Genomic DNA, 14,667 nt, shown 5'->3' with positions numbered 1-14,667 from the left:
TTCAACTAGCGAGAGAACGTTCGCGACGCGGCGACACAGGAAGAGAACGCGCGATGCAGGCAGTGAAAGACAGCAAGATCGCCATCATCGGACTGGGCTATGTCGGCCTTCCGCTGGCGGTCGAGTTCGGCAAGGGCTATGACACGGTCGGCTACGACATCCGGCCCGCGCGCATCGCCGAGCTGCGGCACGGCCGCGATGCCACGATGGAAGTCGATGCGGACGAGCTCAAGTCGGCGCCGCGCTTGAGCTATGCCGGCGACCTCGACGCGATCGCCGCGTGCAATGTCTACATCGTGACCGTGCCCACGCCGATCGATGCCGCCAAGCGCCCCGACCTTTCGCCGCTGATCCAGGCGAGCGGCGACATCGGCAAGGTGCTCAAGCGCGGCGACGTGGTCATCTACGAATCGACCGTCTACCCGGGCTGCACGGAAGAAATCTGCGTGCCGATCCTCGAGCGCGCGTCCGGGCTGGTGTTCAACCGGGATTTTTTCTGCGGCTACAGCCCCGAGCGCATCAACCCCGGCGACAAGCAGCATCGTGTCACCACGATCCTCAAGGTCACGTCCGGATCCACGCCCGAGGCCGCCGATTTCGTCGATGCGCTGTATCGCAGCGTCATCGCGGCCGGCACCCATCAGGCGAGCTCGATCAAGGTCGCCGAAGCGGCGAAGGTGATCGAGAACACGCAGCGCGATCTCAACATCGCCCTGGTCAACGAACTCGCGCTGATCTTCAACCGCATGGGCATCGACACGCTGGAAGTTCTGCAGGCGGCGGGCACGAAGTGGAACTTCCTGCCGTTCCGGCCCGGTCTGGTGGGCGGTCATTGCATCAGCGTCGACCCCTACTATCTGACGCACAAGGCGCAGGAGATCGGCTACAACCCTGAAGTCATTCTCGCCGGCCGTCGCATCAACGACGGCATGGGCGCGCATGTCGCCACGCAGACGATCCGTCTGATGGCACGCAAGGGCATCAATCCGGTCGGCGCGCGCGTGCTGGTGCTGGGCCTGGCCTTCAAGGAAAACTGCCCGGATCTGCGCAATACCCGCGTCATCGACATCATCGCGGAGTTGCGCGATTACAGCGCGCAGGTCGATGTCCACGACCCGTGGATCGATGCGGCCGAAGCTGGCCATGAATACGGCCTCACGCCGATCGCCGCGCCGCAGGCCGGGGTCTACGATGCGATCATTCTCGCGGTCGGTCACCGCCAGTTCGCCGCGCTGGGAGCGGAAGGCATTCGTGCCTTCGGCAAGCCCTCGTCGGTGCTGTACGACGTGAAGAGCGTGCTGCCGCGCACGGCCGTGGACGGCCGTCTTTGAACCAGGGAAAGAAACAATGAAAGTGTTGGTCACCGGCAGCGCCGGGTTTATCGGTTCCCACGTCGCGATCAGGCTGCTTGAGCGCGGCGACGAGGTGATCGGTTTCGACAACCTCAGCGACTACTACGACGTCGGCCTCAAGCAAGCGCGCCTGGCGCGGTTCTCCGATCATCCGAACTACACGCATGTCCAGGCCGATCTGGCCGATCGCGCCGCGGTCGAGGCGACCTTCGCCACGCACAAGCCGCAGCGCGTGATCCATCTGGCGGCGCAGGCGGGCGTGCGTTACGCGGCGGAGAATCCGCACGTCTACGTCAGCAGCAACGTCACCGGCTTTCTGCATGTAATCGAGGGCTGTCGCCATCATGGTGTGGAGCATCTGGTGTTCGCATCGACCAGCTCGGTGTACGGCGCCAATACGCACATGCCGTTCTCCGAGCACCAGAGCACCGAGCACCCGCTGACGCTATACGCGGCGACCAAGAAAGCCAACGAGATGATGGCGCACAGCTATGCGCATCTCTACGGCCTGCCTTGCACCGGACTGCGCTTCTTCACCGTGTACGGTCCCTGGGGCCGGCCGGACATGGCCCTGTTCCTGTTCACCAAGGCGATCCTCGCCGGCGAACCGATCCGGGTGTTCAACCACGGCAAGCACAAGCGCAGCTTCACCTACATCGACGACATCGTCGAAGGCGTGATCCGCACGCTCGACCAGGTGCCGGCCGCAAATCCGCAATGGCGCGGCGACGCGCCCGATCCCGCCAACAGCAGTGCGCCGTACCGCCTGTACAACATCGGCAACGAACAGCCGGTGGAATTGCTGACCTACATCCAGGTGCTCGAACGCAGCCTCGGCCGCGAGGCCAAGATGCAGATGCTGCCTCTGCAGGCCGGCGACGTGCCCGATACCGAAGCCGACGTGTCGGACCTGATCTCGGCGACGGGGTATCGGCCGGAGGTGTCGGTGGAGGAGGGGGTGGCGGCGTTCGTTGATTGGTACCGCAGCTACTACCGCCAATGAAATCATCGGCTGCCGCATTGTGTCCGGGCGACGAATGCAGGGCTTGATTCCCGTCGTCGTCGTCAACGACACGCGGGTCGACCGTCATCACGGATGCACGCGAGTCATGACCGCGATCGAGGCACTGGTCGCCTCCATGGGTGGCCAGGTCATCGCGACGTCCCCGGCGCACCGCGACTGGAAGTCGCAACCCGGATTTATCGCGGCCTTCGAGCGCGCCCGTCTGGTGCTGGTCAACGGAGAAGGCACGCTGCACCACGATAGACCGGCAGGGAAGATGCTTCTTGAGGTCGGCGCCTGGGCTCGGCAACGAGGAGTGCCCTCGGCGTTGATCAACGCAGGGTGGGAGGCCAACGGCCCCGAACTCCTCGCACAGCTGCCTGACTTCGATCTCCTTGCAGTCAGGGATTCGCGCAGTGCTAAGGAGATTGGCGCCGCGGGGCACGCTTGTCGTGTTGTGCCGGATCTGAGTCTGTATGGCTCATCACCCGATCGCGATGCCGCGCGGCAAGGCATTGCTGTCACCGACAGCGTCGAACGAACGACGGCATTGGCCTTGGATCGTCTCCGGCGTCGCATGGGCGCCCGTGCGTCGGCGATTCAGTATCGCGAGCCCGGCCCGGGGGCTGGGCTGCGCTTTCTGCGGGAGGCCTTCGCTGCCAGAGACCTGTTGTCGCCTGGTTTCGCCTTCGGTCTGCTCTCCGCGAGGTTGGCGCAGCTGCACGCGACAGTCGCGTCTGCCGAGGACTACCTGGACCAACTCGCCCGGACTCGTCTGCTCGTCTCGGGGCGCTTTCACGCCTGCACCTTGGCGCTCGCGGCAGGGACACCTTTCGTTGCGGTCGCCTCGAACACGTCCAAGATCGCGGCGCTGGTGGAAGATGTCGAGCTGCCGGCATGGCGGGCGAACACAAGTCTCGCGCCCGCCGACATCGATTTGGCGGCGTCACGGGGCTGGGAAAAGAACGAGACAGCGGCCATCGAGAATTACTTGTCCGAAGCGAGGAGCAAGGCGGAGGGTCTTTTCCGAGACTTGCGGGAGCTCGTTCAATGACGACGCTCAAGGCCGTTCGAACGGGTGACGAGTGGTGTCTGTCCGTTGTCCGGTCTCCTGCGCTGGCTGAAGACGGCGTGCGCCTGGACGAGGCGATTTCGCGTGGCCGCTGCATCATCGAGCAAAGTTATCAGCGGCTGGGAATAGCGGCGGGGCTTTGGCAGCTTGAATTTCCCAAGGCCGCGATCGGCGTCGGCGAAGTCGTCGTCGGCTACGCCGATCTCCTGGCGGAAGCCTGCGCCAAGAGCGCGGACGACGTCTGTGAAATGCCGATGCCTGCGAACTACGTGTCCCTGCGTACTGTCGCGCTGGCGCTTCGTGCCCGCGGCTGCCGCGTCGGGGGTCAGGCCGGAAGAAGGTTCCTCGATGCCGCACGCTTCCTCTTAGCGAGTCTGGTGGCGGGGCTTCTGGCGCTGTTCTCGGTGATGCGTGCCTCGGTTGGGAATGATCGCTTGCCGGCGCAAGCCGATGTCCTCTTCGCCATGCACGGCGAGTCCTCCAATCGCACCCGCCATCTGCTTTCGGTGCTCCGGCAGGGCAGTCCCCCGGCAGGAATTCTCGTCTTGGGGCGGCCGCAAGCCAGTCTTGCGCGCATTCGCGAAACCTGGAAGAAAGAAGCGGGCGTGGCCATGCCGCCGCTTGCGCGGCCGTTCTCGCTGCTCGCATTGCTTGCTTCGATGCCGCAGTCGATCCGGATGCTGGCGCAGGGCTTCAGACTGGCGTCGGAGCAGGAGTATCTTCCCCCCGCGAGGGAACTCGTCGCCATCGTGTATCGCGTTTTGCTGGGGGCGGCGTCGGCGGCGTGGTGGCGGGCAGGACGCTTTCAGGCTAGGACTGTCTGCTACGGTCATACCGGCATTGCCGATACGACCGCATTGGAAATGGAACAACAACGCCAAGGCGTGCGAACGGTCCATGTCGTCCACGGCATCAGTTCGGGACTCAATTTCTGCGGTCGATCCACGGTCGCGGTGTTCCGTTGCGGAAGGGATGCGCGCAGGCATGAACGTCTAGGCGGATACGGACAATGCCGCGCGCACGTGGCCGCCAGACCCGGCTTGCGTTCGCCGCCCACCGGCGTGCTGCTGTTGACCAATTTGGCGCATCCGATGAATCCGAGGTCTTGCGCCGAAGGCATCCTGGATGAGGCATGCGCGCTTCGCCTGGCCGGCGAAGCCGTCGCCGTGTCGACAGGGCAGGGGCCCCGGCTATGGCGACCCCATCCGACCTTCACCAGTCTGTCTGAGGCCCAACGCATGCAACTGACGGAAATCGCCGCTACCGCCGGCTTCCGTAAAACTGATGGCGAAGAACAGCTCGCCGACCTGGCGAGATCGTCGCGGTGGCTGGTGAGTACGGCCTCCACCGCCATCGTGGACCTGCTGGGCCAAGGCTTGCTGCCCTTTTTGCTCAACTGGCAGCCGTTGGATCCGGACGCCGCCCTCGCGCACTATCCGCTGCACGCCTCCGACGCCGCTGGATTGGCGGCGCTTTTCAAGGCGGATAGCGATATGCACTATCGGCAGGCGATGTTTGAGCGGGCGTGGGAGGAGATTCAACCATCCGCTCCGTTGCAGCTCACCCAAATTACTTCAGGATAGCCGGGACGCATGTTTCCATATCTTTTCATTACCGGCTTGATTGCGTTGGCTGCGGCGTTGTTTCCGCAGCGACGAGCGCATCCGGTTTTTTGGGCTATGACCTTTGTTGTAGTCGTCCTCTTCATCGGCCTACGCCACAAGGTAGGAATGGACTGGAACAACTATCTGCTGATGATCCAGCGGGTCGATGGTGGCTCCTTCCTTGAGTCCTTCCAGTTCGCCGAACCGGCCTTCGCGACTATTCTCTGGCTCTCTGCGAAGTCGGGTCTTGGTGTCTACGGAGCGAACTTTGTCGCGGCGACGATTTTCTGTCTCGGACTCTTTCGTTTGGCGCGGAGGATGCCATTGCCGTGGCTGGCTCTGGCCACGGCAATGCCAATTCTTGTGATGGTCGTTTCCATGAGTGCGAGTCGCCAAGCGGTAGCCATTGGCGTGCTCATGTGGCTAGTTGCCGAGTGGGAAGACAGTTCAATCTTGAAGCGTGTGACGTACACAATTGTTGCAGCGATGTTCCACTTCAGTGCCATCTTCTTCTTGGCATTTGCGGTGCTTGGGCTAAAAGTCCGCCCCGGATACAAAGTCGCTCTCGGTATCCTCATGGGGGTGATCATGCTCGCCTTTTTGCAGGTCTCCGGCGGCGCCGACTACTACGACCAGCTATATGTAAGCGGGCAGGCCGAGGTTACCTATTCATCGGGTGCAACGCAGCACGTGCTTCTTAATGGCCTTCCGGCGCTTCTTGTGCTTTTTGGTAGGCGGGTTCGGGCGAAGCTCTTCCCGGGAACGCTTTTGGTTCAAATGGCGTGGCTGGCAATCTTGTTGGTACCCACAGCATTCTTTTTTTCCGCGGCTGCCGGCCGAATGACGTTGTACTTGTTCCCTGTGTCCATGTACGCCTTCAGCGGCATGCCCGATCTCATAGGGGACAGGACGCTTCGTGCAGTCCTGCGAACGGCGCTGGCCGCCGTACTCTTTGTGACGTTGGGGGTTTGGTTGGAATTCGCCAATAGCAGTTACGCGCACATACCTTATCGGAATGCGCTAATGATGGATTCTCAGGATCTTCATTTGTGATGCGCCTGAATCTTCTAGCAAGGGTGAGCCGCAGATCGAAGCACATCGACATGTCCAGTGTGGGCAAAGACCATCTATGAGTCGTCTAGAAAACTCCGACAAAGGGTCCACCTCGACCGAAAAAGGTGCTCTTGGAAAGTTTGACGGTTCTGATCGTTATCTTGTGCTCGATGCGGTGCGTAGCCTGGCGATAGTTCTCGTCATTGGGCATCACGCTTCCTTCCGATTCGCCGCGGCAGCTGGTGACGTGGTCGCTGGATTTTTTAAATCTGTCGGGTGGATCGGCGTTGATTTGTTTTTCGCGTTGAGCGGATTTCTTATAGTCAAGATACTTATCAGAGATTCCGAGCGCGGAGACATAATTGGATTCTTCAAAAGGCGATTCTTTCGGATTGTTCCGGTGTTCGCGATATCCGTCGCTGTCTATGGACTGGCATCTCTGGTCACAGGGCATGATGTTGAACACTTGGGGAACTTGTGGATAACGGCACTATTCCTCAATGGCTGGGCTATTCCTTTTCTGGGCGTGGATGAGGTCCCATTCACGATTGCCTGGTCGCTGTCAGTGGAAGAGTTCGCCTATTTGGCACTTGGAGTTTCTGCGGCTTTTCCCAGAGGCATGCTTAGGAAGGTCGTCACTATTTTTCTCGTAATGGCCATCGCCGTTAGGCTGCTTGTTCTTGCGGGGAATGTGTTTCCAACAGATCTTCTGTATTTCTTCGTTCCGGCGCGCCTAGATGCCATTGCGTTTGGCGGACTGGGTGCCTTTGGCGCCTACGATTTCCTTCTCAAGCGCAAGAACTGCTCTGCGATAGCCGGAATTTCCACGATTGGGCTGATGATTGGATTCCAGTGGCTGCGCACGAGTGGATGGGTGTTGCCGCTGTTCGGGTACGCAGTTTTCGGATTGGTCTGCGCCATCTGGGTGTCGAGCCTTGCGTTTTCCCCCAAGAGCCGCCCAGGATTGTTGATTAGGTCAGTTGCTCCGCTTGGAAAGCTGTCGTATTTCATATATCTGTTTCATATGTTCTTTCTGGATGGGCTTCGATCGCTTCAAGCCATCCTGCCCGGTGGTAATCTTGGGTTTTGGTCGGGGTTGATCATTGCAACTTCAGGCTGCTATCTCGCTGCCATGGTTTCATGGCGATTCATTGAAGGGCCGCTCATTCGCTTTGGTCACCGTCGCGCTTCTCGGGATGCGGCGAATTGATCTGCAGAATTGGAATTGCTGGAGGCAAGCATGCGGGTCAGAAATTTCATTCACTTGTTACTGGTCCCCACACCTTCCTGGCTGAAAGTGTTCCTCTACCGGAACCTGTTCAAATACCGCATCGAGCCCGGCGTTCGGATTGGCATGTCGATCATCCGCGTCGATGACTGCTTCATTGGCGCAGGCACGCGGATCGGGCACTTCAACTACATCTCCAGCATCAAGCGTCTGCATATCGGCAGTAACGCGATCATCGGCGTCTTCAATATCCTGCTCGGCGGCGAGAGCGTGGAGATCGGGGACGAGGCGCAGATCGGCCGCTTCAACGAAATCAATTCGATCATCAACCCCGTCAGTACGGGTGGGTCCGATCCGAGGTTGATCGTGGGCAAGGGCGCGGTGATTACCGCCTGGCACAAAATCGATTACACCGATCGGATCATCATCGGCGACTCGACCATCATCGCGGGCAGGCATTCCTGCCTGTGGACGCATAATCGTCAGCAGGTCATGCCGATCGAGATCGGGCGCAATTGTTATGTCGGTTCCGGCGTGCAAATGGTGCCGGGTTCGACGCTGGGTTCGTATTGCGTCGTTGGACTGGGGGCGGTGATCACCAAGAAGTTTGATGCCGACTCCAGCCTGATCGCCGGCGTGCCCGCTCGCGTCGTCAAGCCGTTGGATGAAGCTGCCCGGACCCTGGTGGAGTTTCCAACCCGCCCCGACCTCGCGGGCGTCGCCGGTGCCAGCGACCTTCATGGCTGAGGCTTCGCAATGACTCATCCCGGTGACCGCCTAAGCCTTGTCTTCGCCATCAAGTCATTGAATGTCGAAGGCGGTGGCGCCGAGCGCGTTCTGGTTCAACTGGCCAACAGTCTGGTTGAGCGCGGGCACACGGTGGCGATTCTCACGTTCGACGGGCCCGGCCGCTCTTTCTATCCGCTGGCAGCCGGTGTGGAGCGCCTGGATATGGCGATAGGCACGCCGGGTCACCCCACGCCGCGATTCAAGCTGCTGGCGTCACTTCCAAAGATGCGTCGATTGGTTCGTGAGCGGCGGCCCGATGTCGCCATCGGATTCATGCACAGCATGTATGTCCCCTTCGGAGCGGCGTTGTGGGGCGCCAGAATTCCCGTGATCGCGAGCGAGCACGCGGGGTTTCATCATTTCCACGGACGATGGGCGCAGCGTGCGATGGTTCGGCTGGGCCAGGCGCTGTTCTTCGCCAAAACGGTACCTTCCGAGCCAGTACGCACGGCGCATCCGCCGCGCGAACGCGAGCAGGTCTTCGTGCTTCCCAATCCGCTGGATCTGGCCCGATTCGAGGGGATTTCCGATCAGCCGCCCTCGGACCCGCCGACCATCCTCACTGTCGGCCGGTTCATGGAAGAAAAGAATCAGACCGAACTGATCGAAGCGTTCGCCTTGCTGGCTGCGGACTACCCGACCTGGACACTGCGCTTGGTCGGCGACGGTGTGATGCGCGAGGAACTCGAGCGTGTGGTGGAAAAAAATCGGCTGTCGACCCGAGTCGAGATGCCCGGCGCGACCCAGGAGGTCGCCGCCGAGTACCGTGCTGCCAGCATCGTCGCCGTGCCGTCGTTGTACGAGTCGTTCGGCATGGTGACGGCCGAGGCGCAGGCGTCGGGTCGCCCCGTTATCGGTTTCGCCGATTGCTCGGGAACCAACGAACTGATTGAGAACGAAAAGAATGGATTGCTGGTTGCGGGCGGGAGCGCGCGCGTCGCGAGTCTGGCGGCGGGTTTGCGCCGCTTGATGGACGATGCCGCACTCAGGGCCAGGCTGGGGGCGGCAGGACCCCGGTCGGTCGATCAATTCTCGATCGAGCGCGTGGTCGATGTGTGGGAGAATTTCCTGCAGGCTTGCAAGGCCGGAACGCTTTACCACTAGCCGCCTGCCGGCGCGGTGGCCCCGAATCAGCCGGAACTCTCTGGAATGGATGTCAACAGCCGCAATCAGGACAGCTCGACGGTCAAGAGCTTCGGATCCGAGTGGTCCCGGTTCGATCAGTCGGATCTGGATCAGGCCGAGCATCGGAAGATTTTCGACGAGTATTTCTCCATTTTTCCCTGGCATGAATTGCCCGAGGCGGCGGTCGGCGCCGACATCGGTTGCGGTTCCGGTCGCTGGGCGGTTCTCGTGGCCGACAGAGTAGGCTTGCTGCATTGCGTCGATGCCAGCGCAGAGGCGATCGAGGTCTCTAAGAAAACGCTTTCCGCCAAGAAGAATGTCGAATTCCACTGCGCCAGTGTCGCCGAGCTGCCGGTCGCGGATGCCAGCCTGGATTTTTGTTACTCGCTGGGAGTCCTGCATCACGTGCCGGACACCGCGAGCGCCATCGCCTCCTGTGCACAGAAGCTCAAGCCGGGTGCGCCCCTGCTTCTATATCTCTATTACGCGCTGGATGGTCGTGCCTGGTGGTTCCGGGCGCTCTGGCGAATGTCCGATCTGCTCAGGGCGGGGATTTCCCGTCTTCCCGAGGCACTGAAGGTTCTTGTCACGGACACCCTGGCGCTTGTGGTGTATTGGCCTCTGGCCCGGTCGGCGCGAGTGTTTGAGCGCCTGGGTCTGTCCGTGTCCGCCTGGCCGCTTTCCTACTACCGGGCGCACTCCTTCTACACGATGAGGACCGATTCACGGGATCGATTCGGAACACCGCTGGAGCGTCGTTTCACGCTGGCACAGATGCGCGAGATGATGGTGGCCGCCGGTCTGGAAAAAGTGTCCCATTCTCCGAATGCGCCCTACTGGTGCGTGCTGGGATACCGGAAAGCATGATCAGCGGACCGATCCTTTGCTTCGAGGTCGCTCGCCTCCTGCTGGCGAGATAGAACGATGCCGATCGCCCGCGCGAAGGACGCTCTGAGCACCTTGGTCCGTACCGAACGCGCGCTGCTCGCGGGTGTGGCTGGCGTCGGCGCACTCCGACTGATATCCAGCCTCGTTTCGGTGGTGCTGACCCTGCTGCTGGCGCGACTGCTGGCGCCGGCAGGCTTCGGTGCGTACTCCTTCGCTTTTTCGGCAGCGACACTCGTGGCCTTGCCGCTGTTGCAGGGATTGCCGACCCTCGTCCTGCGGGAAGCCGCTCGAGAGAATGGACCGAAGCGTACGGCAGTGGTCGGTGCATTGCTTGGCTACTCCCATCGTTTGATCCTGGGCATCGGACTGTCGCTCGCATTGTTGGCCGGACTGATCGCCTGGACCGGTCTGACGAGACTGGGGCTGTCGGACCTGCCGCTGGCGCTCGCGGCGATCGGTGTGCCCGTGGCGATGGTGGCCAGCCTCGTTCGCGGTGCCGTCATCCGCAGCGAGGGGCGTGCTATTGCCGGACAGATTCCGGACATGATCGTTCGCCCGCTCGGGTTCCTGATCTTGATCAGTGGTTTTCTTCTCTGGGGACGCGCCAGCCCCGAGCGCGTCATGGGATTGCACTTTCTTGCGGCGATCCTGGCCCTGCTGGTGGCGAAAGGGCTCATGGGCAGATCGCCGCCGGATAGCGAACATGCCGCGTCGGAATTCAAACGGTGGACGTTGGCCCTGCTGCCCTTGTCGACGGTCGCCGGAATGCAGCTGGTCAACAGCCAGATCGATCTGGTCGCGCTTGGCCTGCTGGCCTCCAAACACGAGGTCGGCATCTACAAAGTCGCTTCCACACTCGCTCTGCAGGTCAGTTTCGTGCTGACTATCGTCAATGCCGTGGCGGCGCCGCGATTTGCGGCCCTGTTCCACGAAGGGCGTATCGCCGAACTCAAGCGACTCAATCATTCTTCGGCAGCCATCTCCTTCACGGCGGGTCTGCTGGTCACGGTGTTGTTCGCAGTGTTCGGTCGCTGGATTCTCCGCGTGGCCGTGGGCGAGGAGTTTCTGCCCGCCTACCTGCCTCTGATGATTCTGTCGGCGGCGCATCTGCTGACACTGTGGGCCGGCACCACGAATGTGCTGCTGAACATGATCGGACGCGAACGCGACGTCCTGGTCTGCGCCGGCGTCTCGGTCGTGGTCAATACGGTACTCAATATCGCGTTGATTCCGGCCTACGGGATGATCGGATCGGCCATGGGCAGTGCGGTCGCCCTCGTGGTCTGGCGTATCCTCCTGTCTTATTTCCTGCGCCGTCGGCTCGATGCCGTTCCGGCCTGAATCGAGGAGAGTGTTTGTCGTGCGAGGCTGGTCGCGATTTCCGATGACGCAGGGACGGTGCACATGTGCGGCCTGAGCGGATATTTCCGCGCGGAAGCTCTTGCTTCGGCCGAGATGGAATCGGTGTTGTCGCACATGATCGCCCAACTCGCCCACCGCGGCCCCGACGCCGAAGGCCGTTGGTGTGATCCGGCGGCCGGTATCGCCTTGGGCCACCGGCGCCTGTCCGTCGTCGATCTCTCGCCGGCCGGGGCGCAGCCGATGCGTTCGCACGACGGGCGCTTCGTCATCGTCTACAACGGCGAGATCTACAACACGCAGGATGTGCGCACCGCGCTCGATGCGGACGCGGCAATCGCGTGGCGGGGGCATTCCGATACCGAGGTGCTGATCGAGGCAGTGGTGCGTTGGGGCCTGGAGGCGACGTTGCGCAGGCTCGAGGGCATGTTCGCGTTCGCGTTGTGGGACTGCGAGGCGCAAGTGCTGCATCTGGCGCGCGATCGCTTCGGCGAGAAGCCGCTGTATTACGGGGTTTGCGGGTCGAGCCTGGTGTTCGCGTCGGAACTTAAAGCCTTGCGGGCCTACCCGGGCTATCGGCCCGAGATCGACCGGACGGCGCTTGGCGAGTATCTGCGCTTCGGTTACGTGCCCGCACCGCGCTCGATCTATCGCGACACGCACAAGCTGCCGGCGGGTTGTTTCCTGAGTCTGCGACGCGACACGATCGCGGCCGATCTGCCGGCACCGACCCCGTATTGGTCGGCCGAAGCCGCGGCGCTGTCGGCGCGCGAGCGACCCTATCGCGGCAGCGAAGACGAGGCTGTCGAAGAGCTCGACGGCTTGCTGCGCCAGGTCGTCGGCAGCCGCATGCAGGCTGATGTGCCGCTGGGCGCGTTGTTGTCCGGCGGCATCGATTCGAGCACCGTGGTGGCGCTGATGCAGGCACAGCGCGGCGACCGCGTGCGCACATTCTGTATCGGCAGCCGCGAGCCGGGTTTCGACGAAGCCGAGCACGCGCGCGCTGTCGCCAAGCACCTGGGCACGGATCATACGGAACTCTACGTGCAGGCTTCCGATGGTCTGGCGATCGTGCCGCGCCTGCCCGAGCTTTACGACGAACCCTTCGCCGATTCCTCCCAGATTCCGACCTTCCTGGTCTCGCAGCTCGCGCGTCGGCAGGTCACCGTGGCCTTGTCGGGCGATGCCGGCGACGAACTGTTCGGTGGTTACAACCGCTATCTTCATGGCGAGCGCCTGTGGCGGCGTCTGGTTGGCATTCCGCGCGGCCTGCGTTCGCTCGGTGCGCGCGGAATCACCGCGGCGTCGCCGGCGACGCTCGACCGCGCGTTCGCGCGTCTCGGCCGCTGGGCGCCGGGCGATCTCGCTGCCGGTCGTGCCGGCGACAAGCTGCACAAACTCGCCGGCTTTCTGTCTGCCGACAGCGAGAGCGAACTGCATGGCCGCATGCTCTCGTACTGGCCCGAGCCCGACGCCGTGGTCAAGAACGCGCAGATGCCTCGGTCGCCCGCGCAGGCCGTCTTGCCGGGCTGGCGTTTCGCCGAACGCGCGATGCTCGCCGACACGCAGCAGTACCTGCCCGATGACATTCTGGCCAAGGTCGATCGCGCCAGCATGGGCGTGAGTCTGGAGGCCCGCGTACCGTTTCTGGATACGCGCGTATTCGATCTTGCATGGCGATTGCCGATGGCGATGAAGATCGCCGATGGTCGCGGCAAGCAGGTCCTGCGGCGCGTGCTTTATCGCTATGTGCCGCCGGCGATCGTCGATCGTCCGAAGCAGGGATTCGCCGTGCCGGTCGGCCAGTGGCTGCGGGCGGAATTGCGCGAGTGGGCCGAAGCGTTGATCGCACCGGAACGGCTGCAGCGCGAAGGCTATTTCCATCCCGAGCCCATCCAGCGCTGCTGGCAGGAACACCAATCGGGGAAACGCAATTGGGACACGCGGCTGTGGAGCGTGTTGATGTTCCAGGCCTGGTTGGAACATCAGCAGACCGAGGCCCGCGCATGAGTGCGGTTCCGACGGCCGCGCGTCCGAAGGTCGTGTTGTTCGCCAACACCGCTTGGTATCTGTACAACTTCCGTCGCTCGCTGGCCTTGGCCCTGGTCGATGCGGGCTATGAGGTGTTGCTGCTTTCACCGCCGGGCGAATACGGCGAGGCCCTGCGCGCGCTGGGACTGCGCTGGATGCCCGCGCCGATGGATCGGCGCAGCCTCAATCCCTGGCGCGAGCTGAGTTTGCTGTTCTGGTTGTTCCGGCTGTTCCGACGCGAACGCCCGACACTCGTGCACAGCTTCACGATCAAGTGCGCGGTGTACGGCTCGCTCGTTGCCCGCCTGGCCGGCGTGCGCGCGCGCGTGAATGCCGTGGCCGGTATGGGCTATGTCTTCATCAGCAGCGACCTGAAGGCGCGCGTGTTGCGTCCGCTGGTACGGCTGATGCTGCGCCTGGCACTCGGCGGACCCTCGGCGCGCCTGATCTTGCAGAATCCTGACGACGCGGCCCTGTTCGCCGCCGCCCGGCTGGTCGATGCGACGCAGGTGCGCTTGATTCCAGGCTCGGGCGTGGACTGTGCGCGTTTTTCTCAGCGCGCGGATCGGGCCCGCGCGGCCGGTCAGCCCCTGCGCGTGCTGTTGGCGGCACGATTGCTGTGGGACAAAGGTCTGGCTGAATTCGTCGCCGCTGCGCGCGAGCTCAAGGCCAGCGGGCGCCGCACGAGTTTCCTGCTTGCCGGTGCGCCGGATGCGGGCAACCCCGCCTCGGTGGAACCTGCGCAGGTCGCCGCCTGGGTGGGCGATGGCCTGGTCGAATGGCTCGGACAAGTGACTGACATGCCTGCCTTGCTCGCAAGCGTGGATGTCGTGGTCCTGCCGAGTTATCGCGAAGGTCTGCCGAAAACCCTGATCGAAGCCGGCGCTTGCGGGTTGCCGCTGATCGCGACGGATGCACCGGGCTGTCGCGACGTCGTCGAGCACGAAGTCACCGGGCTGCTGGTGCCGCTGCGCGTATCCGCGCCGCTGGCCGCAGCGATCGCGCGACTCGAAGACGATCCCGCCCTGGCCGCACGCCTGGGACAGGCCGCCCGCCAGCGCGTCATGGAGCGCTTCGACGAGAAACGCGTGATTGCCGATACGATGGCGGTCTATCGCGAGGTGTTGCCGGAGACGGCGGCGTCGACAAAATGAATCACCCGG

At 62.6% G+C, this 14,667-nt stretch carries 12 protein-coding genes; all 12 read left to right on the top strand.

What is annotated here, in order from left to right; all coding sequences use genetic code 11:
* Positions 1 to 53: 53 nt before the first annotated feature.
* On the top strand, positions 54 to 1,331 hold the full coding sequence (gene tviB / locus G467_RS0108205; protein WP_022969252.1) for a Vi polysaccharide biosynthesis UDP-N-acetylglucosamine C-6 dehydrogenase TviB: 1,278 nt from the start codon (positions 54 to 56) through the stop codon (positions 1,329 to 1,331).
* A 16-nt stretch (positions 1,332 to 1,347) separates the two neighbouring features.
* A complete protein-coding gene (locus tag G467_RS0108200; RefSeq protein WP_022969251.1) occupies positions 1,348 to 2,355 on the top strand; it encodes an NAD-dependent epimerase in 1,008 nt (335 codons plus the stop codon).
* Positions 2,356 to 2,398: 43 nt separating this feature from the next.
* Positions 2,399 to 3,409 carry a polysaccharide pyruvyl transferase family protein gene (locus G467_RS0108195; RefSeq protein WP_162140745.1) on the top strand — a complete coding sequence of 337 codons (1,011 nt, stop codon included), beginning with the start codon at positions 2,399 to 2,401 and terminating at the stop codon, positions 3,407 to 3,409.
* Entirely contained in the window at positions 3,406 to 5,010 is a 1,605-nt protein-coding gene (locus G467_RS0108190; protein ID WP_022969249.1) for a hypothetical protein, read from the top strand. Before G467_RS0108195 ends, G467_RS0108190 begins: the two co-directional genes overlap by 4 nt.
* A 9-nt stretch (positions 5,011 to 5,019) precedes the next feature.
* Positions 5,020 to 6,084, top strand: coding sequence for an EpsG family protein (locus G467_RS0108185; protein WP_022969248.1), 1,065 nt, complete (start codon positions 5,020 to 5,022; stop codon positions 6,082 to 6,084).
* 76 nt (positions 6,085 to 6,160) lie between these two features.
* A complete protein-coding gene (locus G467_RS0108180; RefSeq protein ID WP_081644608.1) occupies positions 6,161 to 7,294 on the top strand; it encodes an acyltransferase family protein in 1,134 nt (377 codons plus the stop codon).
* A 9-nt stretch (positions 7,295 to 7,303) separates the two neighbouring features.
* On the top strand, positions 7,304 to 8,059 hold the full coding sequence (locus G467_RS17465) for an acyltransferase (RefSeq protein WP_155844854.1): 756 nt from the start codon (positions 7,304 to 7,306) through the stop codon (positions 8,057 to 8,059).
* Positions 8,060 to 8,068: 9 nt separating this feature from the next.
* A complete protein-coding gene (locus tag G467_RS17805; protein ID WP_022969245.1) occupies positions 8,069 to 9,205 on the top strand; it encodes a glycosyltransferase family 4 protein in 1,137 nt (378 codons plus the stop codon).
* 45 nt (positions 9,206 to 9,250) lie between these two features.
* Positions 9,251 to 10,093 (top strand): class I SAM-dependent methyltransferase, encoded by an 843-nt coding sequence (locus G467_RS0108165; protein WP_022969244.1) that lies wholly within the window; start codon positions 9,251 to 9,253, stop codon positions 10,091 to 10,093.
* Positions 10,094 to 10,150: 57 nt separating this feature from the next.
* On the top strand, positions 10,151 to 11,455 hold the full coding sequence (locus G467_RS0108160; RefSeq protein WP_022969243.1) for an oligosaccharide flippase family protein: 1,305 nt from the start codon (positions 10,151 to 10,153) through the stop codon (positions 11,453 to 11,455).
* Positions 11,456 to 11,518: 63 nt separating this feature from the next.
* A complete protein-coding gene (asnB, locus tag G467_RS0108155; protein WP_022969242.1) occupies positions 11,519 to 13,483 on the top strand; it encodes an asparagine synthase (glutamine-hydrolyzing) in 1,965 nt (654 codons plus the stop codon).
* Positions 13,480 to 14,658: a glycosyltransferase family 4 protein gene (locus G467_RS0108150; RefSeq protein ID WP_022969241.1), complete on the top strand. Its 1,179-nt coding sequence runs from the start codon at positions 13,480 to 13,482 to the stop codon at positions 14,656 to 14,658. The genes asnB and G467_RS0108150 overlap by 4 nt, the downstream gene beginning before the upstream one ends.
* The last annotated feature ends 9 nt before the right edge of the window (positions 14,659 to 14,667 follow it).

The sequence above is a fragment of the Arenimonas oryziterrae DSM 21050 = YC6267 genome (assembly GCF_000420545.1).
In the GTDB taxonomy this organism is placed as follows: Bacteria; Pseudomonadota; Gammaproteobacteria; order Xanthomonadales; family Xanthomonadaceae; genus Arenimonas; species Arenimonas oryziterrae.
This window is presented reverse-complemented; position numbering and strand designations above follow the sequence as displayed.

Bases quoted from the DNA above. Each gene is read 5' to 3' on its own strand.
- tviB (WP_022969252.1), top strand. From the start codon at position 54: ATGCAGGCAGTGAAAGACAGCAAGATCGCCATCATCGGACTGGGCTAT.
- G467_RS0108200 (WP_022969251.1), top strand. From the start codon at position 1,348: ATGAAAGTGTTGGTCACCGGCAGCGCCGGGTTTATCGGTTCCCACGTC.
- G467_RS0108190 (WP_022969249.1), top strand. From the start codon at position 3,406: ATGACGACGCTCAAGGCCGTTCGAACGGGTGACGAGTGGTGTCTGTCC.
- G467_RS0108185 (WP_022969248.1), top strand. From the start codon at position 5,020: ATGTTTCCATATCTTTTCATTACCGGCTTGATTGCGTTGGCTGCGGCG.
- G467_RS0108180 (WP_081644608.1), top strand. From the start codon at position 6,161: ATGAGTCGTCTAGAAAACTCCGACAAAGGGTCCACCTCGACCGAAAAA.
- G467_RS17805 (WP_022969245.1), top strand. From the start codon at position 8,069: ATGACTCATCCCGGTGACCGCCTAAGCCTTGTCTTCGCCATCAAGTCA.
- G467_RS0108165 (WP_022969244.1), top strand. From the start codon at position 9,251: ATGGATGTCAACAGCCGCAATCAGGACAGCTCGACGGTCAAGAGCTTC.
- G467_RS0108160 (WP_022969243.1), top strand. From the start codon at position 10,151: ATGCCGATCGCCCGCGCGAAGGACGCTCTGAGCACCTTGGTCCGTACC.
- asnB (WP_022969242.1), top strand. From the start codon at position 11,519: ATGTGCGGCCTGAGCGGATATTTCCGCGCGGAAGCTCTTGCTTCGGCC.
- G467_RS0108150 (WP_022969241.1), top strand. From the start codon at position 13,480: ATGAGTGCGGTTCCGACGGCCGCGCGTCCGAAGGTCGTGTTGTTCGCC.